Annotated in this window: 22 protein-coding genes; 10 read left to right on the top strand and 12 right to left on the bottom strand. The window is 62.3% G+C overall.

Annotated features, from left to right (window positions below):
* Positions 1 to 126: 126 nt before the first annotated feature.
* Positions 127 to 627 carry an Hsp20/alpha crystallin family protein gene (locus tag D8Y22_RS04330; protein WP_141463495.1) on the top strand — a complete coding sequence of 167 codons (501 nt, stop codon included), beginning with the start codon at positions 127 to 129 and terminating at the stop codon, positions 625 to 627.
* 24 nt (positions 628 to 651) lie between these two features.
* Here D8Y22_RS04330 and D8Y22_RS04325 read toward each other — a convergent pair whose 3' ends face one another.
* Positions 652 to 1,824 carry an NAD(P)/FAD-dependent oxidoreductase gene (locus tag D8Y22_RS04325; protein WP_141463494.1) on the bottom strand — a complete coding sequence of 391 codons (1,173 nt, stop codon included), beginning with the start codon at positions 1,822 to 1,824 and terminating at the stop codon, positions 652 to 654.
* A 203-nt stretch (positions 1,825 to 2,027) separates the two neighbouring features.
* Here D8Y22_RS04325 and D8Y22_RS04320 point away from each other — a divergent pair, with 203 nt between their 5' ends.
* The 6 genes from D8Y22_RS04320 (at position 2,028) to D8Y22_RS04300 (ending at position 5,599) form a co-directional block, all read left to right on the top strand.
* Complete coding sequence (locus D8Y22_RS04320) at positions 2,028 to 3,137, top strand: S1C family serine protease (protein ID WP_141463493.1); 1,110 nt, start codon at positions 2,028 to 2,030, stop codon at positions 3,135 to 3,137.
* Positions 3,138 to 3,427: 290 nt separating this feature from the next.
* Positions 3,428 to 3,622 (top strand): DUF7511 domain-containing protein, encoded by a 195-nt coding sequence (locus tag D8Y22_RS04315; RefSeq protein ID WP_141463492.1) that lies wholly within the window; start codon positions 3,428 to 3,430, stop codon positions 3,620 to 3,622.
* Positions 3,623 to 3,628: 6 nt separating this feature from the next.
* Positions 3,629 to 3,814, top strand: coding sequence for a hypothetical protein (locus tag D8Y22_RS04310; protein WP_141463491.1), 186 nt, complete (start codon positions 3,629 to 3,631; stop codon positions 3,812 to 3,814).
* A 102-nt stretch (positions 3,815 to 3,916) separates the two neighbouring features.
* Complete coding sequence (locus D8Y22_RS22220) at positions 3,917 to 4,075, top strand: hypothetical protein (protein ID WP_174811751.1); 159 nt, start codon at positions 3,917 to 3,919, stop codon at positions 4,073 to 4,075.
* Between the two features lie 95 nt (positions 4,076 to 4,170).
* Positions 4,171 to 4,884, top strand: a complete 714-nt coding sequence (locus D8Y22_RS04305; protein ID WP_246084350.1) for a DNA-directed RNA polymerase subunit epsilon — start codon at positions 4,171 to 4,173, stop codon at positions 4,882 to 4,884.
* A 64-nt stretch (positions 4,885 to 4,948) separates the two neighbouring features.
* On the top strand, positions 4,949 to 5,599 hold the full coding sequence (locus D8Y22_RS04300; protein WP_141463490.1) for a DsbA family oxidoreductase: 651 nt from the start codon (positions 4,949 to 4,951) through the stop codon (positions 5,597 to 5,599).
* 30 nt (positions 5,600 to 5,629) lie between these two features.
* On the opposite strand, the gene D8Y22_RS04295 is transcribed toward D8Y22_RS04300, so the two are convergent.
* The 6 genes from D8Y22_RS04295 to D8Y22_RS04270 form a co-directional block, all read right to left on the bottom strand.
* Positions 5,630 to 6,469, bottom strand: a complete 840-nt coding sequence (locus D8Y22_RS04295; RefSeq protein WP_141463489.1) for an NAD(+)/NADH kinase — start codon at positions 6,467 to 6,469, stop codon at positions 5,630 to 5,632.
* A 93-nt stretch (positions 6,470 to 6,562) separates the two neighbouring features.
* Positions 6,563 to 7,960, bottom strand: a complete 1,398-nt coding sequence (locus D8Y22_RS04290; RefSeq protein WP_141463488.1) for a hypothetical protein — start codon at positions 7,958 to 7,960, stop codon at positions 6,563 to 6,565.
* 74 nt (positions 7,961 to 8,034) lie between these two features.
* Positions 8,035 to 8,463, bottom strand: a complete 429-nt coding sequence (locus D8Y22_RS04285) for a universal stress protein (RefSeq protein WP_141463487.1) — start codon at positions 8,461 to 8,463, stop codon at positions 8,035 to 8,037.
* A gap of 160 nt (positions 8,464 to 8,623) precedes the next feature.
* Positions 8,624 to 8,866, bottom strand: coding sequence for an amphi-Trp domain-containing protein (locus D8Y22_RS04280; RefSeq protein WP_141463486.1), 243 nt, complete (start codon positions 8,864 to 8,866; stop codon positions 8,624 to 8,626).
* Between the two features lie 380 nt (positions 8,867 to 9,246).
* Complete coding sequence (locus tag D8Y22_RS04275; protein WP_141463485.1) at positions 9,247 to 10,362, bottom strand: KaiC domain-containing protein; 1,116 nt, start codon at positions 10,360 to 10,362, stop codon at positions 9,247 to 9,249.
* A 285-nt stretch (positions 10,363 to 10,647) separates the two neighbouring features.
* Positions 10,648 to 10,827 carry a hypothetical protein gene (locus tag D8Y22_RS04270; RefSeq protein WP_141463484.1) on the bottom strand — a complete coding sequence of 60 codons (180 nt, stop codon included), beginning with the start codon at positions 10,825 to 10,827 and terminating at the stop codon, positions 10,648 to 10,650.
* Positions 10,828 to 11,589: 762 nt separating this feature from the next.
* On the opposite strand from D8Y22_RS04270, the gene D8Y22_RS04265 reads away from it, so the two are divergent.
* A complete protein-coding gene (locus tag D8Y22_RS04265) occupies positions 11,590 to 12,795 on the top strand; it encodes a CaiB/BaiF CoA transferase family protein (protein WP_174811750.1) in 1,206 nt (401 codons plus the stop codon).
* 153 nt (positions 12,796 to 12,948) lie between these two features.
* On the opposite strand, the gene D8Y22_RS04260 is transcribed toward D8Y22_RS04265, so the two are convergent.
* Complete coding sequence (locus D8Y22_RS04260; protein ID WP_141463482.1) at positions 12,949 to 13,380, bottom strand: universal stress protein; 432 nt, start codon at positions 13,378 to 13,380, stop codon at positions 12,949 to 12,951.
* 157 nt (positions 13,381 to 13,537) lie between these two features.
* Between D8Y22_RS04260 and D8Y22_RS04255 the strand changes: the two genes are divergently transcribed.
* Positions 13,538 to 14,284 carry an SDR family oxidoreductase gene (locus tag D8Y22_RS04255; protein WP_141463481.1) on the top strand — a complete coding sequence of 249 codons (747 nt, stop codon included), beginning with the start codon at positions 13,538 to 13,540 and terminating at the stop codon, positions 14,282 to 14,284.
* 38 nt (positions 14,285 to 14,322) lie between these two features.
* Here D8Y22_RS04255 and D8Y22_RS04250 read toward each other — a convergent pair whose 3' ends face one another.
* The 4 genes from D8Y22_RS04250 to D8Y22_RS04235 form a co-directional block, all read right to left on the bottom strand.
* Positions 14,323 to 15,837, bottom strand: a complete 1,515-nt coding sequence (locus tag D8Y22_RS04250; protein ID WP_141463480.1) for a tripartite tricarboxylate transporter permease — start codon at positions 15,835 to 15,837, stop codon at positions 14,323 to 14,325.
* Positions 15,838 to 16,386, bottom strand: coding sequence for a hypothetical protein (locus D8Y22_RS04245; RefSeq protein ID WP_141463479.1), 549 nt, complete (start codon positions 16,384 to 16,386; stop codon positions 15,838 to 15,840).
* A gap of 21 nt (positions 16,387 to 16,407) precedes the next feature.
* Positions 16,408 to 17,331, bottom strand: a complete 924-nt coding sequence (locus D8Y22_RS04240) for a Bug family tripartite tricarboxylate transporter substrate binding protein (protein WP_174811749.1) — start codon at positions 17,329 to 17,331, stop codon at positions 16,408 to 16,410.
* Positions 17,332 to 17,738: 407 nt separating this feature from the next.
* On the bottom strand, positions 17,739 to 19,001 hold the full coding sequence (locus D8Y22_RS04235) for an acyl-CoA dehydrogenase family protein (protein ID WP_141463477.1): 1,263 nt from the start codon (positions 18,999 to 19,001) through the stop codon (positions 17,739 to 17,741).
* A gap of 309 nt (positions 19,002 to 19,310) precedes the next feature.
* Here D8Y22_RS04235 and D8Y22_RS04230 point away from each other — a divergent pair, with 309 nt between their 5' ends.
* Positions 19,311 to 20,066, top strand: coding sequence for an IclR family transcriptional regulator (locus D8Y22_RS04230; RefSeq protein WP_141463476.1), 756 nt, complete (start codon positions 19,311 to 19,313; stop codon positions 20,064 to 20,066).
* The last annotated feature ends 13 nt before the right edge of the window (positions 20,067 to 20,079 follow it).

Genomic DNA, 20,079 nt, shown 5'->3' with positions numbered 1-20,079 from the left:
TGCGTCCACCACAAAACCCCTAAAACCGTGGATCTCGTACCTACCGATAGGTATGCCCGACGCGTCCCGTTCGGTCCCCGAACCGATCCCGGCGAGCCCGCCGCGTGCCGCCGGAGGTGAACAGTAGTGAACTTCGACGACCTCAAGCGATCGGTCGGCGATACGCTCTATCGACAGATCGGCCGGGCAAACGGTCACCTCCAGACCTATCGCTCGCTGCCGGTCGACGTCCTCGAGAACGACACCTCATATCTCGTCGTCTTTGACGCTCCCGGCGCGGAACCCGACGACGTCCAAGTTCGGTATCTCGAGGGCAGCGTTCGCATCCGGATCCGCCGGTTCCGGCAGTTCCGCGATCGGTTCGAACTGCGTTTTCCCGGTCGCGGCATGACGCTCGAGGGCGAGGTCGACCTTCCCACCGACGCGACCGTCGATCCGGACGCTGGAACGGCGAAACTCACCGAAACAGGGACGTTACGGATTGAAATCCCGAAAGAGGGGGCCGACACCGGGTCTGACTCGGCGACCGAATCCGTCGAGACAACTGACGCTGACGACTCGGACGAGACGCCGACCAGGGAGCCGACCAGTACGACCGATTCCGAGACCGTCACGGTCGAAGAATAGCACCGCTTCTGCGGACGGAGCCCGTTACTCTTCGATGGCCATTCCCTCCGTGATCGAGAACGTCTCGTCGCCGTCGAATCGCGTCGGATCGAACGCGTCGATCCCATCACCACCGAGAACGTCGGTCGCGACTCGCTGTCCGATCGCCGGCGCACGCATGAACCCGTGTCCTTGGAATCCGGTCGCGACGTAGAGGCCATCCTCGAGTCGACCGACCAGCGGATTTCGGTCCGGCGTCGCCGTACAGAGCCCGGCCCAGGCCCGCTCGACCTCGAGGTCGGCGTCCGGGAGCCGCCGGCCGACGCGTTCACAGAGGTCGTCCGCGAATTCCGGATCCGACTCACGATCGTACGTGTCCGGATCGCTCTCGATGAACTCGGTGCCATCGCCCGCGAGCAAACCCGCTGGATGCGGTCGGACGTAGTACGTCGCACTCGCGTCGAACCACATCGGCTCCGACAGCGAGTGGGAAGCGACGAGCGCCTGCACGCGATAGGGTTTCATCGCGATTTCGAGGCCGGCGTCGGCGAGTACTCGTTTGGTGTGGGCCCCTGCCGCAACGAGGACGGCGTCGACCTCGCGCGTCGGTCCGTCCTCGAGGATTACTCGCGGCGGGTCAGTTCGAACCGAGACGAGGGTCTCGGTCTCGAGGGTCGCACCCGCACCAGTCGCCGCGCCGGCGAGGCAGGCGGTGTACGCCGACGGGTCGGTATAGCCCGCTGCGCCAGCGACGCCCGCGACGGCCACGTCGTCGGTGCGAAGCGACGGGAACCGCTCGCCGAGTTCGTCGCCGTCCATCTCGAGGGCGACGACGCCGTGGGATTGCATGCGGTCGATACCGTCCCGAATCGCCGCGACGCGCTCGTCGTCGCCCTCGCTTGCGAACCAGACGTACGGGCACTCGACGAACGGGAACGTCTCGTCACCCGAGAGCGCTCGGAACCGTTCGATCGAATCGCTCGCGATGTCGGCGTCGGGCTGGGTGGCGAAGGCGTCGTAACAAACGCCCGCCGCACGCCCGCTCGAGCCACTTGCGACCGTTCCGCGGTCGTACAGCGTTACGTCGGCTCCCTCGCGGGCCAGATCGTACGCTGCCGTCGCGCCGATGGCCCCGGCGCCGACGACGGCGACTTCGAGGCCGGCACCCTGGTCGGTCAGTGCGTCTGTCTCGCCAGTCAGCGTCGTCTCGGCGGTCATCGACGATCACGCGCCGGGGGTGACCGTGCGGCGTGAAAACGAGTTCGGCGGGGCTGTGTCGTGCGGTCGTCGCGCACTATCATGGTGGCGTCTGGGTGGGCGATACACTTACCTCTGGGTGGTTTGACAGCGAGAGACTGTAGACGAGTGCTGAAACGACGGAGTCCCCGACGTTCAAATAGCCGCGGTCCTATCCGACGGCTATGAACGATTTTCGACCGGGTCGCCGTCGGGTGCTTGCGATCACAGCCGCCGGAATCGGGAGTGCCCTCGCCGGCTGTTCGGAGCCACGGCGTGATGGCCAAGTCGAGGGCGGATCATCCTACGAGATCGACCGAGAGAATCTCGCGGAGGGATCGGCCTTTACCGACATCTACGACGGCGTCATCGAATCGGTCACGCAGGTTCGTGTCTTCGGTGTGGAGGATCCGCTGACTGAAGAAGAGGGGCAGGGCCAGGGTTCCGGGTTCCTCTACGACGAGAACCACGTCGTTACGAACGAACACGTCGTCGCCGGCGGCGAGGAAATCGACCTCCAGTACATCACCGGTGACTGGACGAGCACTCGCCTCGTCGGGACCGACCGGTTGAGCGATCTGGCCGTCCTCGAGGTCGAACACGTCCCCGACGGTGCGACGCCGCTGACGCTGGCCGACCAACGACCCGTCGTCGGCCAGCAGGTACTGGCGATCGGGAACCCACTCGGCCTCGAGGGATCGATGTCGTCGGGCATCGTCAGCGGTGTCGACCGGACGATTCAGGCACCGGGACGCAGCTTTTCGTTCCCCAACGTCGTCCAGACCGACGCGGCGGTCAACCCCGGCAACAGCGGCGGCCCGCTCGTCGATCTCGAGGGCAACGTCATCGGCGTCGTCCACGCCGGCGGCGCCAACAATATCGGCTTTGCGATTTCGGCCGCGCTGACCGACCGCGTCGTCCCCGCCTTGCTCGAGGATGGCGAGTTCGGCCACTCCTTCATGGGCATTCAACTGGCCTCAGTCGACCGACTCATCGCCGAAGAAAACGACCTCCCGGAAGCGACCGGCGTCATCGTCACCGACACCATTCCCGACGGCCCGGCCGAGGACATCCTCGAGGGTGCGGAGACGACGGCCGACCGGGGCAACGAACCGATCCCGGTCGGCGGCGACGTCATCGTCGCCATGGACGGCGAACCGATCCCGGATCGTCACGCTCTCTCGACGTTTCTGGCGCTCGAGACGATGCCTGGAGACACGATCGAATTGGCGATCCGACGTGACGGGGAGGAGATTCGTGAATCGTTGACGCTCGGAACACGACCCGGAAACTAACCCCCTCGTAGATGCCGACGGTCGGATCGAGACACGACGACCGTTCCGTCGAACTCCCGCTCTCGAACCGTAGAAATTCGCGATTGCAGCGGCGTAAGCACTGCATACGACGAGCGAGAATACAGTAGCATGGTCGTACGCGCCGATTTCGATTCCCGGGCCCGTTCTGCGTCACCATCCCCTGATCCCGGCGCATCTCGGACGCTACGGAACGTTCTCGACCGGTAGTGACGGTATAACAATAGGATCGTCTCGGGTATCGTTGGGCAGCGCGACTGCTCTCCCAGCCCATGACACCCGATACTAACACTCACTCTTCGAAGCCGGACGAACCGACGGCCGAACTCGATCACGTAACCATCGAAAACGACGACGCACCCGACGAGTGTGCGATATTCCCGCGCCACGCAACCGACCGGCGACTGTCGACCGCCTGGATCGTCGCACACGACGACGCCTTCGTCGCACTCGAGTCGATGCGCTAGTCGACGATGCGCACAGACGACGCCGTTACGGCTATCGGTTTCTGGATCGGCACGCTGTTGCCGGTCGCGTACCTCCCGGTCTTGCTGCTTGGCATCGATTCGGTGCTGACGCTCGCGGCATTTTTCGGCTTGGTGACGGTCAACGTCCTCGCGCTCGTCGTCGGCCACGAGTATTCCGGCTCGCGAGCGTAGCCCGCGGCTGGATTTTCGGGCTCGAGTCGACTTTCATACATCACCAGACAGTCATCAACAAACCGTGAAAATAGTAAGTAGGTCCTCGGTGGAGAGCCACCTATGGAAACCAACTGTCCGCTCTGTCGACGACCAGTTCCGGGACGACACCAGCAGTGGTGTACCTGCGGCCAAGTGATGGACGAGCGCTGTTTCGAAGCGCACGCCTCCTGGTGTAGCGTCCACGGCGAGGATGCCTGGATCGGCGCACTCGAGATCTAACTTTCGCTTCGATCCGCCGCGACGTACTTCCGAATTGATAGCTCGAGCCAGCCGAGCGAGCCTTTTTCTGTCTCCCCATCTGACCCTCAGACGAGATGCAACACGACGGTGTCGACCGACCGCTCGAGACGCGCCCCGGTGCTGGATCGCTCTCTCGAGCGGCCGTGGCGCGGGATTCGACGGTCCGACAGTGGGGCGTCGTGACGCCGAGTGCGACGGTCATCGGTCGCGCGGAGACGCCCGAGGCAGACCTCTCCGAAAACGTTCGCCGACTCCACGACGAACAGCACGCGGCGACGCCGGGCTACAGCGAGCGGGCCCACCACCTCGATCGTCTGCGGACGACCCAGGCGCTGTGTAACGCCCTCGAGGTGACGCCGTGGCAGCGCGATCTCGCACTCGGCGTGATGGACGAAATTGATCTCACGGAGTTTGGCAGCCAGCGTGCGATTCCGAAAGTCGCACTCGTGGTCATCCGACACGTCGTCGACGTCGATCGCCGACAGTACTTCGGACTCGACGATATCGATACGCAGTCACTCTCTGCCGACCGTATGGAGGAACTATTCACGCAGTATCGCGGTCACGACATCACCGACGAGGAGCGCTTCGAGCGACTGGCCGCCCGCCACGGCCTCGATACGACGAGTCTGAACCGACTTCGACGCGTCCTCAAATCCCAGCTCGAGGACGAGCTCCCGGCCTACGGGCGAAACCCCTACCGCGATCCGAACCTGCCCGAGATGACAGACACCGACGGGGACGACGACCCGGTCGGTTCCGGCAACCCGTCGCTCGAGGACACGTAAGTCGATCGCAACGCTTGGCTGCCGACGCCCGTCGGTTTTTCCGTCGGCAGTGCCTACCACCGTCATGACCGACACAGCCTCGACCGATCGAGTCGTGGTGTACGCCGACTACGTCTGTCCGTTTTGCTTCCTCGGGACGCGGTCGCTGAGACAGTATCGTGAGCGACGCGAGGCCCCGCTCGAGGTCGACTGGCGGCCGTTCGATCTCCGTCGCGGGAAGCGAAATTCGGACGGCTCGATCGACCACGATGTCGACGACGGCAAGGACGAGGACTACTTCGAGCAGGCACGACAGAACGTCCGCCGACTGCAAGCGGAGTACGACATCGAGATGGCACGGGAACTCGCCATCGAGGTCGACTCGTTGCCCGCCCAGCAGGCCGCCTGGTACGTCGATCGGGCGTACCCCGACCGGTGGGGCGCGTTCGACGAGGCGATCTACACCGCCCTCTGGCAGGCTGACCGCGACATCGGCGACGCCGACGTTCTCGTCGAGGTAGCCGAGGACGTCGATATTCCGGGCGAGGAGGTTCGAACGGCGCTCGCGGACGACGACCTGCGAGCCGACCTCGAGAGCCGATTCGACGAGGCTCGCCAGCGCGGCATTTCGGGTGTGCCCGCCTTCATCGCCGACGGACAACTTGCTCGCGGTGCCGTTCCGCCAGAACGGCTCGCACAGCTCCTCGAGGAGGATACGCGTTCGGCTCGACCGTAGCGCAACGGAGAGCACCGGCGTGCGACCGGCTCACTCGAGTTTCTCGAGGGCTTCGAAGAAGTTCGTCTGTGGGCCGACGAGGTGGACGGGATTCTCGGCGAGCGTCACCGTGATCGTCGCGGGCGGCTCGAGTCGTTGTCGGTTGCGACCGTCGCTGATCACGTAGGCGGTGTCGGTATCCGAAACGGTGAGCGTGATCGCCGCGAACGGGTCGACGACCAGCGGCGTCATCGGTTCGGCAGCAGCCATCCCGGTCACCACGAGCGCGTCGGCCGACGGGTCGACGAGGGGCCCGCCCTCGCTCAGGTTGTAGGCGGTCGACCCCGTCGGCGTCGCGACGAGTACCCCGTCGGCGTCGCTCTCGGCGTATCGCTTTCCGTCGACATCGATAGCAACGGTCGCACCGCCACCGTGCCCGCGTCGCGGCCCGTGGACGAGCACCTCGTTGAGGGCGGGCTCGAGCGTCCAGTCGGCGTCAGCGCCCGTTGCCCGAAGCCGGACGAGCGTCCGACTCTCGAGCGACGTGTCGGCCTGTAACCCGGCGAGGAGATCGGTGACGACGTCGACGGCGTTCGCGGGATCGACGGCGTTGAGAAAGCCGACTTCGCCGAGGTTGACCCCGAGGATCGGCGTCGAGCCGACCGCTCGAGCGACGAACAGAAGGGTGCCGTCGCCCCCGATACTGACGACCAACTCGCAGGCTGACATCGACGCAACCGGAACGGCACGCGCGTCGATGGCGTCGCCGGTCGCCTCGTCGACGACCGGGGCGCTGCCGTATTCGCGCTCGACGGTTTCGACGAGCGTCGCTGCGAGTTCGTGGGCGCGGGCGTTGTCCCGCTGGGCGACGATACCGACGGCTGCGTCCATCGTCGGCGGCTACCCGCCCCGTCCTCAAAAAGCCACGCGTTCTCGGTGGCACGCCACAGTCGGAGGCACGCAACACGATCGCAAGAGAGCGATTTACAGATAGCCAAACAGCGTACCGACCAGAACGAGGCCCCACAGGCTCACGCCGACGAGCAACATGTCGTTCAGCCTCGAGCCCCGTGTCGCGCGATTGGCGGCGCCGCCGGCGATGAACCCCAGCGCGACGACGACGAGTGCACGCTGGACGATGACGTCGATCGGGATGACGTCGACGCCGAGCAGCGAATAATCGAGCCAGATCGCCACGGCGAGCGAAACCGAGGCGGCGACTGCGGCGTCGACGCGGCGCTCGAGTCCGTTCGCGATGGCGTAAGTCGCGACGGGCAACCCGACGGCGATAACTGGGTACAGCAGTGCCGCGATCATGTGGACGGTCAGGAATCCGGCGGTTCGGTCGAGCGCGACACCGACGATACGGACGCCCAGAATCACCGTCAAGATCGTCGCCGCAAGCACCAGGTGGCGCGCCTCGAGCCGATCCGCGACCGCTCGCAGGCGTTCCTGATCGGAGTCGGTCAAATACGCGTCGATCTCGCCGCCGGCTCGTTGCAGTATCCCTCCTGGCTCGCTGTGGGCCTTTCGCCGCCGTTTCGTGGCGAGTGAGAGTGCAATCGGGACGAGCGCCATCGCGGTCAAATCGATCTTGGTCGCCCAGCCGTCGGCGTCTGAGGGACCGCTGTTATCGAGGTAGATCCGCTGGACATCCTCCTGGATGTCGACGCCGGGAATCTCCATAAGGTCCGCCTCGAGCCTGGCCTGCGCCTGTTCGACGCCGTCGACCCGGTGGCGAAGCGTGAACCAGTCGAAGTGTTCGGAGTGCGTTTGCATGACGACCCACTGATCGTCGGGGTTCGGACTCTCGTAGGCCCGGATGTGGTAGCGATAGCCGTAGTACTCCCCGTCCTCGAGTTGCAGCGTCTCGGTGGTCCAGAACGCGTCGTCGTCGGGACCGGGTTCGAGGTAGGCATACCGCGTCGCACCGTCGGCGTCCGACCAGGGGATGGCGGTCGGCTCGATGGGACGGATCGCGTCGGCAGTCGTATTGTCGGCTTCCGTCGGATCCGTCTCGGGGTCCATACCCGTCGTGGATTCGTTGTTCGGTAGCTCGAGCAGTTCGTCGGCCTCGAAGTGATCGTGGTCTGTCTCTTCCCAGTCGCCGTCGCCGTGGGTCGCCAGAAGGGAGACGATCCGATCGAGATCCCCTCGAACGACGACGTTCAACGGACTTCGTTGCTCGTGGTGCTCACGGGCGTTAAGATACGGCCAGAAGCCGCTTTCGCTGTCCTCGAGGGTGACGATCTCGGGTTCGGGTTCGTCCGTTTCCTCGGGTGTGATCTCGTCGGTCGACGGCGAGAACAACAGGGAGGGCCCGCCGATGAAGAGCACGGCCACGGCGAGCAACGCGATCCCAACCACGATCGAGCGGCGCATGTTCTTGTGACTTACAATGGGTTCCTTATGAAAGTGTACCCAACGTTATCGTCGGTGACGACCGATACGGTCCGCTAGACGTCCGGCCCGACCGTCGTTACCGGCACCGGGGCCGTCTGAACGACACGCTGAGAGACGCTTCCGACGACGTTGTTCTCGTAGTTGTCACCGCTGGTTCCCATGACGATCAGATCGACGCCGTGGTCGTCGGCGTAGTCGACGATGCACTCCGCGGGATGGCCGGTCTCGACGGCTGTCTCGACCTCGAGTCCGGCTTCGGTCGCTCGCGTGGCCGCCTCGTCGGTCGCCTCGCGAGCGGTTTCTGCCAAGTCGCCCCGGACCGCGTCCACCCGGTCGTCGTCAAGGACGAGAAAGGCGCGGTCGTCGACGACCGAGAGGACGTGCAGCGTCGCCGATCTGGTCGAGGCTGCCTCGAAGGCGTGTTTTGCGACCGTCTCGGCGTGGTCGCTTCCATCCGTAGGAAAGAGAATCGTCTCGTACATCTAGGCGACCCTCTGGTCTGGAGGGAAAAAGAACTTCCTTCTCGTCTCCGACAGCCCTGCTGAGTACCGAGGATCGCTCGTCGGTCTCTCCCGACGGCTTCATACGGATTGTTGTAGCGTTTTACCGGTGATCACCGGTAAAGAACTACAACGGTCCGTATCAGGGTGGCTTCCAGTCGATTTCGATATCGATTTCCTCGCGGTTGCCCCGCAGAAGCGTCGAGCGTTCGATGACATCGATCGAAACGTCGACGGTCTCGGGTGGCCGAAGCGTGACGGTCTTGTTGCCGACATCGATCCGAACTTCCTCGCTGCCGCCGGCGAAGGCCTTCGACAGCCGATCGAAGTACTCGGCGAGCTCCTCCCGTGAAAGCGTCTCGTCCGCCGTCGTGCGATCAGCCATACGCACACGTGACGACGCGGCTCGGAAAAGTATGGGCCGCCAACAGTGCCCAATCGACAATTACGACGACCCGTCCGACGGTTACGCGGGCGACACCGGAACCCATCTCGCCAGATTACGGAAGTGAGACGGTGATCGTCTTCGTCTGCTGGTAGTGCTCGTGCCGACTTCGCGTCCGATACCGGACTGTTTGGAGCCGCCAAACGGCAGTCCGCACACGGGCTCCTGGTAGCTGATAATCGGTTCTCCTTCCCACGGAGGACCAGCATCTATCGTGGTTAGGGAGCGAATTGGCCCTTCATACGGATTGCTGTAACGATTTACCGGCGAAACCGCAGACGGGTCGCGGTTTCGGCGGTAACGACTTACAGTAAACCGTATCAGAACAAGTTGGCCTGTTGATGGACGGAAATGCCCTCGTCGGTAATCTCGTACGGCTTTTTCTCCCGCGAGTGGTTCGCATCACGTATCTTCTGAATTTCGACGGCGAGTCGCGTCTCGCGGAAGTCGTCGGGCCGAACGTACTGTAAGACGAAGACCGCATCGGTGAGATACTCGATAATGCCGTGTCGAGACGCGTAGGCCGTCTCCTGGGACGCTTCGCTCGTGAGCAACGCCGTGACGCCGGCGTCTTTGACGCTTTTCGTGAAGTCGTAGACTTCGTTTCGTCGCGTCGCTTGCTCGTCGTACATCATCTCGAGAAGCGAGACCGAATCCAGCACCAGCCGCGACGCACCGAATTCCTCGATCAGCGCCGGTAACTCGGTCTGGATCGAGCCCAGACTGGTGGCCATCTCGACGGGGTCGAGATCGACGATCGCCAGCTTGTCGTCGTCGATATACTCGTCGAACGGATACCCCTTCTCGGTCGCGCTCGTAACGACCCGCTTGCGACTCTCCTCGAGTGCAATGAACACCGCATCGTCGCCCTGCTCGAGGCCGTGGGCGAGAAACTGCAACCCGAAGGTGGTCTTGCCGGTCCCGGCGCTACCGATCGCGACCATCAGCGCCCGTTCGGGGACGCCGCCTTGGATCATCCCGTCGAGGCCCTCGATACCAAGCTCGAGGCGAGAGAGGTCGGACTCGGCGTCGGCGTCGAAATCGGTGTCGTCGGTCGAATCGAAGCCCAAGTCGGCGGTGCCACCGCCGGTCGGCGCGTCGGATTGGGGTCCGATGGATGGATCGGCTGCAGTTTCAAGCGCCGACCCGAAGTCCTGATCGAACAGCGATCCATCGTTGTCGTCGCTGTCTGGCGAGGCGGTCGATCGCTCGGGTTCCTCGGTCGGCGGCCCGTGATCGTCCATCGACCAGTCAGCGTCACTATCGGCGGGCGAATCAGCGGCGACTGATTCGTCAGTGCGCCACCTGTCCGCGTCGGCCGCCGACCGATCGTCCGATACTGTCTCGTCGCCACTCGAACCGTCAGCCGGTGTCGAGTCGTCACTCTCGTCGTCCCCGACGGCTTGCTCGAACCAGTCCTCGGAATCGTCAGTCACGTCGACGGCCTCCGGATGGGGACTCGATCGGTCACGATATAGCGATAGCGTGCTCGCCTATCCATACAAACGTTGCGACGAGGTCGTCGCGATAGGGCCGGACGGACACCTGTACGATAACCCCGGTGCAATCGCGACCGTTCGCCGGATGTGTCGGGACAGACGTACGGCAATCCGTCTCAGCTACGAGCACTAACTCCAAGAAGATGAACGTTGTTGCCGATTCGGTCGGTCGCTCGTGTTCGCTCTACCCGGGTTGTGAGCGCGACGGTTCGATCCGGTGACCTACCCGAGAGCACTGCGACGGATCGTCTCGAGAAGCAGACATGCAGCGCCGAGGACGAAGACGAGCTCCCACTGCCAGCCGCCGGCCGCGATCGTGATCGCGTTTCCGAACAGAAAGGCCACGACACAAATCACCAGCGTTTTTCTCGTAAACAGATCCGAACCGTCGTCGATTCCCATTCGTCTATGGCCCGTTCCGCCAGCGAAATATATCGATCGCTATCGTGTCGTGGGCTGTCCGTGACGGGCGTCGATCACGACCCAGCCGTGGATCGACGCGTGATGACCTGCACGATATATAATTAATACTATATCCTCACTCAAAGGTTCGAATATTGTTATAACTAATTTGCGGAAATAACGCTCGTTGCAACGTCGATCTCGTGTCGGGAGACGCAGACGGACCGTTGACACAATAGACGCCCACGCGTGACTGCAGGGTGGACTCGATTGACACCGCCGGGTTCGACCGTGCAGTACAGGCGCGGGATGTCTCGTACGGACTGCGGAACATCGTTCCGAGAGCGATCGCAGGACGGCTCGCGGTTGCTCCGGTGAAAGGGTAGAGCAAACCGTCGCAGTGCAGGTGTATCCATGATCTGCTTGCGATTGGCCCGACATCAGCACAACAGTCCCCGACAGCGCAGGTGAATTCTCACACTCGTTCTGTCCGACAGTACAACACCGACCCTTGGCATGGGACCGAAGATCAAGGATACTACCGTGGAAACGAGGACGGGAGATAGTACGGCCCATCTCGCCAGCGGAGCGGTGGCAAATTCGGATTCCCGCGAGTCGTCAGACGGTCTGCCGTCCCTGTGAATGCACAGTCGGTCCACGAGTATTAGCGGTAATTTATTAATCCAGTCATATATTGTATTTTTACATAACTATCGTTACGCGGATCGGTAGTTTGATGCCACCGCTGCGGTAACTATGGGTGTGCCACTCTCAGACATATCTGTCGTTGACTGTGGACAGGTGATTGCAGGACCGCTTTGTGCGACGTTTCTCGCGGACCTCGGCGCGGACGTCGTCAAAATCGAACCGCCGGATGGCGAAATGTTCCGAACGGACCGACGAGAGCTCGAGGGCGAGCCCTTCAACCCTGGGTTCGAGCTGTTCAACCGGAACAAACGCGCGGTCTCGCTCGATCTCAAAGCCGACGAGGGTCGCGAGATCGTTCACGACCTCGTCGAAAAGGCCGATATTTTCGTTCAGAACTGGCCGCCGGGCGTCGCAGAGCGCCTCGGCGTCGACTACGAGACGCTCTCGGAGATCAACGAGGACATCATCTACGTCCACATCACGGGCTACGGGCAATCCGGCCCGATGACGGATTTGCCCGGCATGGACGCGATGATGCAACACGTCTCCGGCTTCTCGAGCATGCTCGGCTACGAAGATCACCCGCCGATTCGCTCCCAGTCGTCGCTCGCTGACTACTTCGCGGCCTACAACGCGACGATAAGCGCACTCGGCGCGCTCATCCACCGCGACCGAGCCGGCGGCCAGAAGATCGACGTCTCGCTGCTCGAGTCGATCGCACACAACTTAGACGGCGCCTACGAGTTCTACAACAACCTCGGCGAAGTCCTAAGCCACGGCGGTCGAAACCTCTGTCATCAGCGCGAGATGCTCTACGGCGCGGCCGAAGCCGACGACGGCTGGGTCGCCGTGGCGTTGCTGCTGTATTCCGACCGAATCTGGACGGGATATTGTGAGGTTCTCGACCGGCCGGACCTCCTCGAGGACGAAACGTATCAGACCCCACAAGGTCGCATTGCGGACCTCGGAGCGCTGACCGATCGGTTCGAGTCCTGGCTGGCGGAGCAACCGGTCGACGAAGCGGTATCGGTGCTGAACGAAAACGGCATCCCGGCTGCACCGTACCAGACCATCGACGAAGCCGCGGAGATGGACCAGATGGAACACCTCGGCGTGTTCGAAGAGATCACACACCCACAGTACGATTCGTTGACCCTAACCAGCAGCCCGCTCTCGCTTTCGAAAGCCGAGATCGGGGTCGAACAGCCGGCGCCGTTGCAGGGACAACACAATCGCGACGTGCTCCGTGAACTCGGCTACGACGAGGACGACATCGAAGCGCTGGTAGACGATAGCGTCGTGACGGAGACGGAGACGTAACTGTCGCGATCGTCACCACGAAACGGTAGTGGGGCCCGCTCGCACGATCGATGTTATGTCGGTTCGGCCAGTCTCACCGCTCGCTCTGTGGGCGTCGTGGCAATTTCGCTCACGTGGACGCGTTCGACCGCTCAGAGCGGCACCGGTTTGCCATTACTCCTCGAGCATCGTCGTGACGACGGGACAGGGTGCGTTCAGGATGACCGATTGGGACGTGCTCCCGAAGACCGCCTTCCCCGCGGGCGAGCGCCGTCGCGGACCGAGAACGACGTACCGTGCGTCGACTTCTTCGGCGTACTCGAGGAGCACGTTCGAGGGATCGCCGACGAGTCCAACCGCCTGGCTCGGTCGGTCGACGGCCTCGGCAGCGTCGGCTGCCTGCTCGGCGGCGACCGATTCGACGCGGTCGACATCGATCTGGGTCGTCGAGTCTTCGACCGTCGAGAGCTGAATATCGCGAAACTCAGCGACCGAAAGGACGTGGACGACGTGCAGTTCGTCTTCGAAGGCGTCGGCGAGTTCCGCACCGCGCTCGACGACCCCGGAGCTCCGTGCTGACCGGTCGACCGCTGCAATAACGACCATGGAGATGATTCGGACGAAACGACAATAATAGTTGCTCCCTCGAGCCGACGACGAGTGGCCATCGAATCGTGCAAACTGAACCCACGGCGAGTCATCGTCGACACAGCAGCCCGTCTCGAACCATACCGTTTTGATGTTACCGGACGAACGGCGTATCATGGACGCAGACGCTGACTCCGTTGCACTCGTAACGGGAGCAAGCGCCGGTATCGGTCGCGAATCGGCAGCACAGCTCGCAGCCGACGGCAGAAACGTCGTACTGGTCGCCCGACGAGAGCAGCGCCTCGAGGAGATCGCCGCCGAAATCGAACGCGAGTTCGATGTCGATACCCTGGTCGTCCCCGCCGACGTGAGTCGACCGGCCGAGATCGAAGCCGCGATCGATGCGACGATCGACGCGTTCGGTCGCCTCGACGTGCTCGTGAACAACGCCGGTATCGGAACCGACGGCACCTCGGGCGTCGACGAACTACCCAGAGAGCAGTATCGACAGGTAATGGACGTCAACGTCGACGGGACGTTCGTTGCTACACAGGAAGCGCTCCCACACCTCCGCGAGACGAACGGAACGCTGATCTTCGTCGCGAGCTTCGCCGGGAAATACCCGCGACCGGCGGGGCCGGTGTACGCGGCGACGAAGTGGTGGGTTCGCGGGTTCGCCCTGAGTCTGGCGGGGCAGGTCGGCGAGGATGGCGTCGGCGTCTCGATCATCAATCCGGCGGAAGTCCGGACCGAATTCGGGACACAATACCGCGACCGGACGTCGAAGGAACGCTACGAGCCGGGGGAGGTAACCGGGCCCACGGCCGTCGGTGAGGCGGTCGCCTTCGCTGCGCGACAGGAACCACCAAACGCAGTCACCGAACTGGATCTCTTCCGTCGAGACAAGTTCGCTGGCTGGTGAGCACCATACATTCCGTCGAAGACAAAAATAGTGGACGATCAGACGTCGAATCGCTGTTTGAGCTTTGGTCCGAGATACGGTCCGAGCGCAAACACGAGCAGCGCCGCGACCAAAAACAGCGAGAGTGGATCGTCGAAGAATATCAGGAGTGATCCCTCCGAGAGCGACATCGACCGATTGAGGTTCGTCTCGATGATCTCGGCCAGGACGGCACCGATGACCAGCGCGATTACCGAATACCCGTACTTTACCATGTAGAACGCGAGGATACCGAAGATGAAGACGGTGGCAACGTCGAGCCAGTTCGATCGCAGCGCGTACGCACCAGTCACGGCAAACGCCATCACGATCGGTATGAGTAAATCGATGTCGACGCGGCCGAGCAGCGGTCCGTGCTTGCTGATCACGAACAGTCCGATCAGCATGATGAAGATGTTACCGAGGATCAACGAGAAGATCAGTGCGTACGTGAACGCAATCTCCTCGCCGAACAGTTCGGGCCCCGGCTGAATGCCGTGTAGAATAAAGCCCCCAAGCAGAACGGCCGTCCCGGCACTACCGGGGATGCCAAACGACAACACCGGGATCAGCGAGCCGGCGATCGTCGCGTTGTTCGACGCTTCCGCCGAGATGACCCCTCGAGGATCACCCTGCCCGAACGACATCGCGTCCTTCGCCGAACGGAGAGCCTCCGAGTACGAAAAGAAGTTCGCTGCGGAACCACCGACGCCGGGAATCGATCCGACTCCCATGCCGATCGCGGCCGACTTCAGCGTCAACAGCGGATGACGAAACACGTCGTAAACGCCAGCAAAGATGCTCCCCTGGACGTTGATTTCCTCGACGAGCTGTCCCCGGATGGTTGCGATTCGAAGCATCTCGCCGAGTGCGAACATGCCGATGAGAATCGCGATGAAGTCGAAGCCGTCGAACAACATCATCGGTTGAATCGCCTCGGCACTCTCGGGAAGGAACTGATAGCGGACCTGTGGACCGACGGGTGAGATTCCGATGGTCATGATGACCACGCCGAACATCCCCGAAAGAACCCCTTTGATCAACGACTGTCGGGAGGCGATGACGCCGATCATCACGATGCCAAACAGCGCCAACAGGAAGATCTGTGGTGCCCCGAACGCAAGCACGATTGGCGCGAGGTACGGCACGAGCGCGACCAGTACGAGCATCGTCAGCCCACCACCGATCGCGGATGCGGCGGCCGAAATGCCGAGTGCTCGCCGTGCGTCACCCTGTTGGGTCATCGGATAGCCGTCGAACGTCGTCGCTGCCGCCGCCGCTGTCCCTGGAACGTTGATCAGAATCGCTGCGATACTCGCGCCGTAGTAGGCCCCGCTGTAGATAGCGACCAGTAGGATGTTCGCCTCGAGCCCGCCAAGCGGGATCGTCAGCGGGAGGACGATGGCCATTCCGAGGACGCCGCCAACGCCCGGGAGCGCACCGAAGATGATGCCAGCGATGAGCCCCAGGAGGATGAACGCGATTATTTCGGGCTGTGCAACCATCCCCAGACTCTCCACGATTGTAGAAACCATCTAAAACAACACCCCGATGTCGACGTTGATACCGGCAAATTCCATGAACCCGAACAGCACGATGGTCGTTCCGACGGTAACCGCGATCAGCCGGTTGCGATCGATGTTGACCAAGTACCCCCACGCGAGTACGTAAAGCGGCGTCGCGACGAGGATGCCGACGAGTACCGACGCGATCATGTATCCGGCTACGGTGAGCGTGACGATCGCACGTTTGCTGAGTGTGACGCCAAATACTGTTCGTGTTTCGGCCGATCGTGCACGCTGTTCCAGCGGGTCGTCCTCCGCTTCGTCCTCGTCGAAGCCGACGAGGTCCGGCGGCTCGGACGTGATCGTCGCCAGCGGTTCCGGGAGCCGTTGGCGGAACAGACACAGGACGGCACAGACGAGGACGACCGCTGAAAACACCCGCGGATACCGTCCGACGAACCCGGAGTAGGCCAACGAGCCGACCAACAGGTACGTCGAGACGACGATAAAAAACAAGAGCAGCCCAATCTCTTCAGTATCGATACCGAAAAACGCCTCGAGTCGTGCAAATCGGCCCATAAATAACGTAGTAGCCTCCGGTTAGACGTCGTCTTCGAGGCCGTCCATGTCGATCATGTCGGGCAGATCGTTGTGGAGGAGGTCGACGTTGTCGCCGACCTCGTCGCGGCCGGCCCAGCCGCGCATGAACGTCGTCTCTTCTTCGTGCTCGCGGAACTCGTCCGAGTCGTGCGCCTCTTCGAGGATTTCTTCCCACTGGTCGGCGATATCGTCGGGCGTCCCTGGCGGCGCGAAGTAGTCGTGGTTGAAGTTGGTGATGAAGTCCATCTCGTCGTAACCCAGATCCGTCCAGGTCTCGATTCCCTGTTCTTCGACGATCGGGGTTTGTTCGCTCGCCAACGAACAGAGGATGTCGACGTCACCCGATTCGTACTGATCCATGATCGTGAAGTCGCCGGCGACGCCCGCCGGAACCTCGTTGCCGACGATACCCGCTCCCTGCTCGGCGCCGCTGTCGTAGCTGACGAACGTGTCCCACTCCATTCCGTACTGATCCCGGAGGAAGACGTTCGCAATGTGCCACGGATGGGCGACACCGAGACCACAAGTCTGTGTGAACTCCCCGTCCTGATACCGGCCGAAGAGATCCTCGGGATCCTCGATCCCGTGATCGGGATTGACCGCGAGGACGGTACTGTAGATGCCGATCCGGCCGAGTGGCTCGAGATCAGGGACCGTCCAGCCCGGTTCTTCAACGAGATTTGCGGTCACGAGACTCGGCGTATAGGAGTGGAAGATGGTGTGTCCGTCGGGCTCCATCCCGGCGACCTCACCGCCGGCTCGCGGCTGTGGATCGAGATTTTGAACGGCGACGTTCTGGCCCGTGATGTCGCTGACGATCGGCGCGAGATTGCGAGCCGCCGCGTCGGTAGAAGATCCCTCGGGATAGCCAATAACGATCGTAATATCGTCGCTCGGGAACTCGCCGTCACCGTTGTCCCCCATACAACCAGCAAGACCAGTCAACCCCACTGCCGCTGCTGACCCCGTATATCTCAATGCGCTTCGACGTGAAATGTGTTTAGTATACCGAGACATACCGAAATCATGGAAATCAATACTGATATATGTTTCTCATTGTCCCGGCATGTTCTTCATTCATCCGCCTGAGCGTTTCCGTACGCGCGGGCGATGCTCGAGGAACAGTTTCGCCACATTGACGCCTGAAACCGGCGCTAAGTCGGCCAAAATTCTACCGACGATCGGTTTCGGTCGTCGACACTGGCCGTCCCCTATAGTAACAACGGCAACGATTTACACACTGATCGCGCAGCTGTCGCGCGATCAGGTGTGCATTGCATTGCAGTGGCTACTATAACTCACGGTACTGTGCAACCGGATCGTCCAAGCCGTTACTCTGATTTGCGCCACGGTTTGCCCTCGAGTTCGTTGCCGACCAGGTCGCCGTCGAAGTCGTCGTCACGAACCGAGGCGTAGACATCGTGTTGGACGATGCTCTTCATGACTTCCGTCGCACCGCCCATGTATCGCCCTGCCCGCACGTCGCGCTGAATGCGCTCGACGGGATACTTCGTCGTCGTCGAAACGCCGCCCATCACCTGCATCGACGTGTCGGCGATTTCGTGAGCGAGTTCGTTGCCGACCTGTTTGGCCATCGCACCCTCCATGCGTCCGGCCGCCATCCCTCGCTCGTCTAAGATCCGGGCCGCTCGGGTGTTCAACGCGTAGGCGGCATCGAGACGAGCACTGAGATCCGCGATCTTGTGGTTGACCCCCTGGTATCGTGAGAGTGACTGATCGTTGACCTCCCGCTCGGCCGTGTAATCGATCGCGATCTCGAGGGCTCGCTCGCTCGCCCCGAGACAGTACCGTGAGATCGTGAGGTGCTCGAGGTTGAGTTCGTTCGTGATGTACGTCCAGGCCTCGCCGGGTTCGCCGATGACGTTCTCGGCGGGGACTCGCGCGTCGTCGAACTCGATCCAGGACGCGCCGGTCCCCCGGAACCCGTGCCACTCGGTGTGGGGCTCGAGCACCTCGAACCCGTCCGTGTCGCCGTCGACGACCAGGATCGAGAGCCCGTCCTGATCGCCGGCTGAGCCGCCGGTCCGGACCGGGACGAACAGCACGTCGGCGTACGGTGCGAAATCGATGAATCGTTTCTCGCCGTTGACGACGTACTCGTCGCCGTCACGTTCGGCGCTGGTGCCGAGATGGGCGATGTCGGTGCCGCTGCCCGGTTCGGTAAAGGCCTGCGCGACGACGAACTCGCCGGCGAGCATCGGCTCGAGGTAGTTCTCGACGATGTGGTCGCTGCCGTGTTCGTACATCGTCCGACCGATGTGTTGGGTCAGTGAGGTCTGACACGCGTGGACGATGCTCCCTTCGTACCCGATCGCCTGCTCGGCGAGCACCGTTTCGATGATCCCCTGGCCGCCCCCGTTGTGTTCGGTCGGAATGGAGATGCCGAGCAGATCCTGTTCGCCCATCCGCTTGGCGTAGGTCGACCAATCGTCCTCGCTCTCCTCGTTTTGGTCGAGCGCCTCGATGTGGTCCCTGTCGAGTTGGCCCGTAAAGACCTCCTCGCGGAGCGCGGATTTGACATCGTCGAGATACGATTCTTCCTTGGGCTCGAGTAACGATCGTTCGCCGATCATACGCGTCCTTCACCACCGACCCACAATAACGTTTCGACAGATATTGAGATACAGTATCTCTAACGTCCAAAATCGGCATATTAGGACTAGTCCACTTTTCGGGCTATTCGAACAGCGATCCCTGCGACAAACGAACTACCGACGACCGAGCACCCGCGACAGCCGTCGCCTCTCGAGGCCGCTTTCCCTGTTACCGGACCGATTTTGCTTTCGGTCGGCCCGACGCTCGCCACGCTCTGGCACCGAATCTCTCGGCGATCGCGTTCGCATATACGGAACATTTAACGGCAGTCGATAGGAATAATAATCATGGACGTTTCCGACGATAGCTCCAGGGTGACGACGGTCGAAACGGCGTTCGAACTGCTCGAAACGATCGTTCGTCGCGACGGCTGTCGGATAACGGAACTCGCCGAGGAACACGACCTCGCCAAGAGCACCGTCCACCGGCACCTGACGACCCTCGAGGAGCTCGAGTACGTCGTCAACGACGACGGCATCTTTCGGACCGGCTTTCGATTTTTGAAGATCGGCGAACGGACCAGAGCGCGCCTCGACGAGTACGAACTCGTCGAACGGAACGTCGCCGCGCTTGCCGACGAGACGAACGAGTGCGTCCAGTTCATGGTCGAAGAGCACGGTTGGGCCGTCTACGTGTTTCGAGACCGCGGCGACAACGCCGTCGCGACCGATGCGGAGATCGGCGATCGGCTGCCGATACACGCCTGTGCCGGCGGCAAAGCGATACTCGCGTTCAGCGACGACGATCGACTCGAGGAGATCATCGACGACCGGGGGCTCCCGCAGCTAACCGACGCGACGATTACGGATCGAGACGAACTCGTCGAACAGCTCGCTGCCGTTCGCGAACGCGGATACAGTTGCAACGACCAGGAGTCCGCCGACAGTCTCCGCGCGTTCGGCGTTCCCATTCGCTACGAAGACGGGCGCGTTCTGGGCGCGCTGAGTGTCTCCGGACCGATCCGTCGCTTCCAGGACGACAGCCTCGCTACCCGGCTGCTCGAGACGGCGAACGAACTCGAACTCAAAATCAGGTACGCGTAACCGACCGCCGCAG

It is taken from the genome of Salinadaptatus halalkaliphilus (assembly GCF_006543045.1).
GTDB lineage: Archaea > Halobacteriota > Halobacteria > Halobacteriales > Natrialbaceae > Salinadaptatus > Salinadaptatus halalkaliphilus.
The sequence above is the reverse complement of the archived record's forward strand: the minus strand, read 5'-3'. Positions and strand labels throughout refer to the sequence as shown.

Coding starts and splice junctions, on each gene's coding strand:
- D8Y22_RS04325 (WP_141463494.1), bottom strand. CDS start 1,824: ATGACCGCCGAGACGACGCTGACTGGCGAGACAGACGCACTGACCGAC.
- D8Y22_RS04320 (WP_141463493.1), top strand. CDS start 2,028: ATGAACGATTTTCGACCGGGTCGCCGTCGGGTGCTTGCGATCACAGCC.
- D8Y22_RS04315 (WP_141463492.1), top strand. CDS start 3,428: ATGACACCCGATACTAACACTCACTCTTCGAAGCCGGACGAACCGACG.
- D8Y22_RS04310 (WP_141463491.1), top strand. CDS start 3,629: ATGCGCACAGACGACGCCGTTACGGCTATCGGTTTCTGGATCGGCACG.
- D8Y22_RS22220 (WP_174811751.1), top strand. CDS start 3,917: ATGGAAACCAACTGTCCGCTCTGTCGACGACCAGTTCCGGGACGACAC.
- D8Y22_RS04305 (WP_246084350.1), top strand. CDS start 4,171: ATGCAACACGACGGTGTCGACCGACCGCTCGAGACGCGCCCCGGTGCT.
- D8Y22_RS04300 (WP_141463490.1), top strand. CDS start 4,949: ATGACCGACACAGCCTCGACCGATCGAGTCGTGGTGTACGCCGACTAC.
- D8Y22_RS04295 (WP_141463489.1), bottom strand. CDS start 6,469: ATGGACGCAGCCGTCGGTATCGTCGCCCAGCGGGACAACGCCCGCGCC.
- D8Y22_RS04290 (WP_141463488.1), bottom strand. CDS start 7,960: ATGCGCCGCTCGATCGTGGTTGGGATCGCGTTGCTCGCCGTGGCCGTG.
- D8Y22_RS04285 (WP_141463487.1), bottom strand. CDS start 8,463: ATGTACGAGACGATTCTCTTTCCTACGGATGGAAGCGACCACGCCGAG.
- D8Y22_RS04280 (WP_141463486.1), bottom strand. CDS start 8,866: ATGGCTGATCGCACGACGGCGGACGAGACGCTTTCACGGGAGGAGCTC.
- D8Y22_RS04270 (WP_141463484.1), bottom strand. CDS start 10,827: ATGGGAATCGACGACGGTTCGGATCTGTTTACGAGAAAAACGCTGGTG.
- D8Y22_RS04260 (WP_141463482.1), bottom strand. CDS start 13,380: ATGGTCGTTATTGCAGCGGTCGACCGGTCAGCACGGAGCTCCGGGGTC.
- D8Y22_RS04255 (WP_141463481.1), top strand. CDS start 13,538: ATGGACGCAGACGCTGACTCCGTTGCACTCGTAACGGGAGCAAGCGCC.
- D8Y22_RS04250 (WP_141463480.1), bottom strand. CDS start 15,837: ATGGTTTCTACAATCGTGGAGAGTCTGGGGATGGTTGCACAGCCCGAA.
- D8Y22_RS04245 (WP_141463479.1), bottom strand. CDS start 16,386: ATGGGCCGATTTGCACGACTCGAGGCGTTTTTCGGTATCGATACTGAA.
- D8Y22_RS04240 (WP_174811749.1), bottom strand. CDS start 17,331: ATGGGGGACAACGGTGACGGCGAGTTCCCGAGCGACGATATTACGATC.
- D8Y22_RS04235 (WP_141463477.1), bottom strand. CDS start 19,001: ATGATCGGCGAACGATCGTTACTCGAGCCCAAGGAAGAATCGTATCTC.
- D8Y22_RS04230 (WP_141463476.1), top strand. CDS start 19,311: ATGGACGTTTCCGACGATAGCTCCAGGGTGACGACGGTCGAAACGGCG.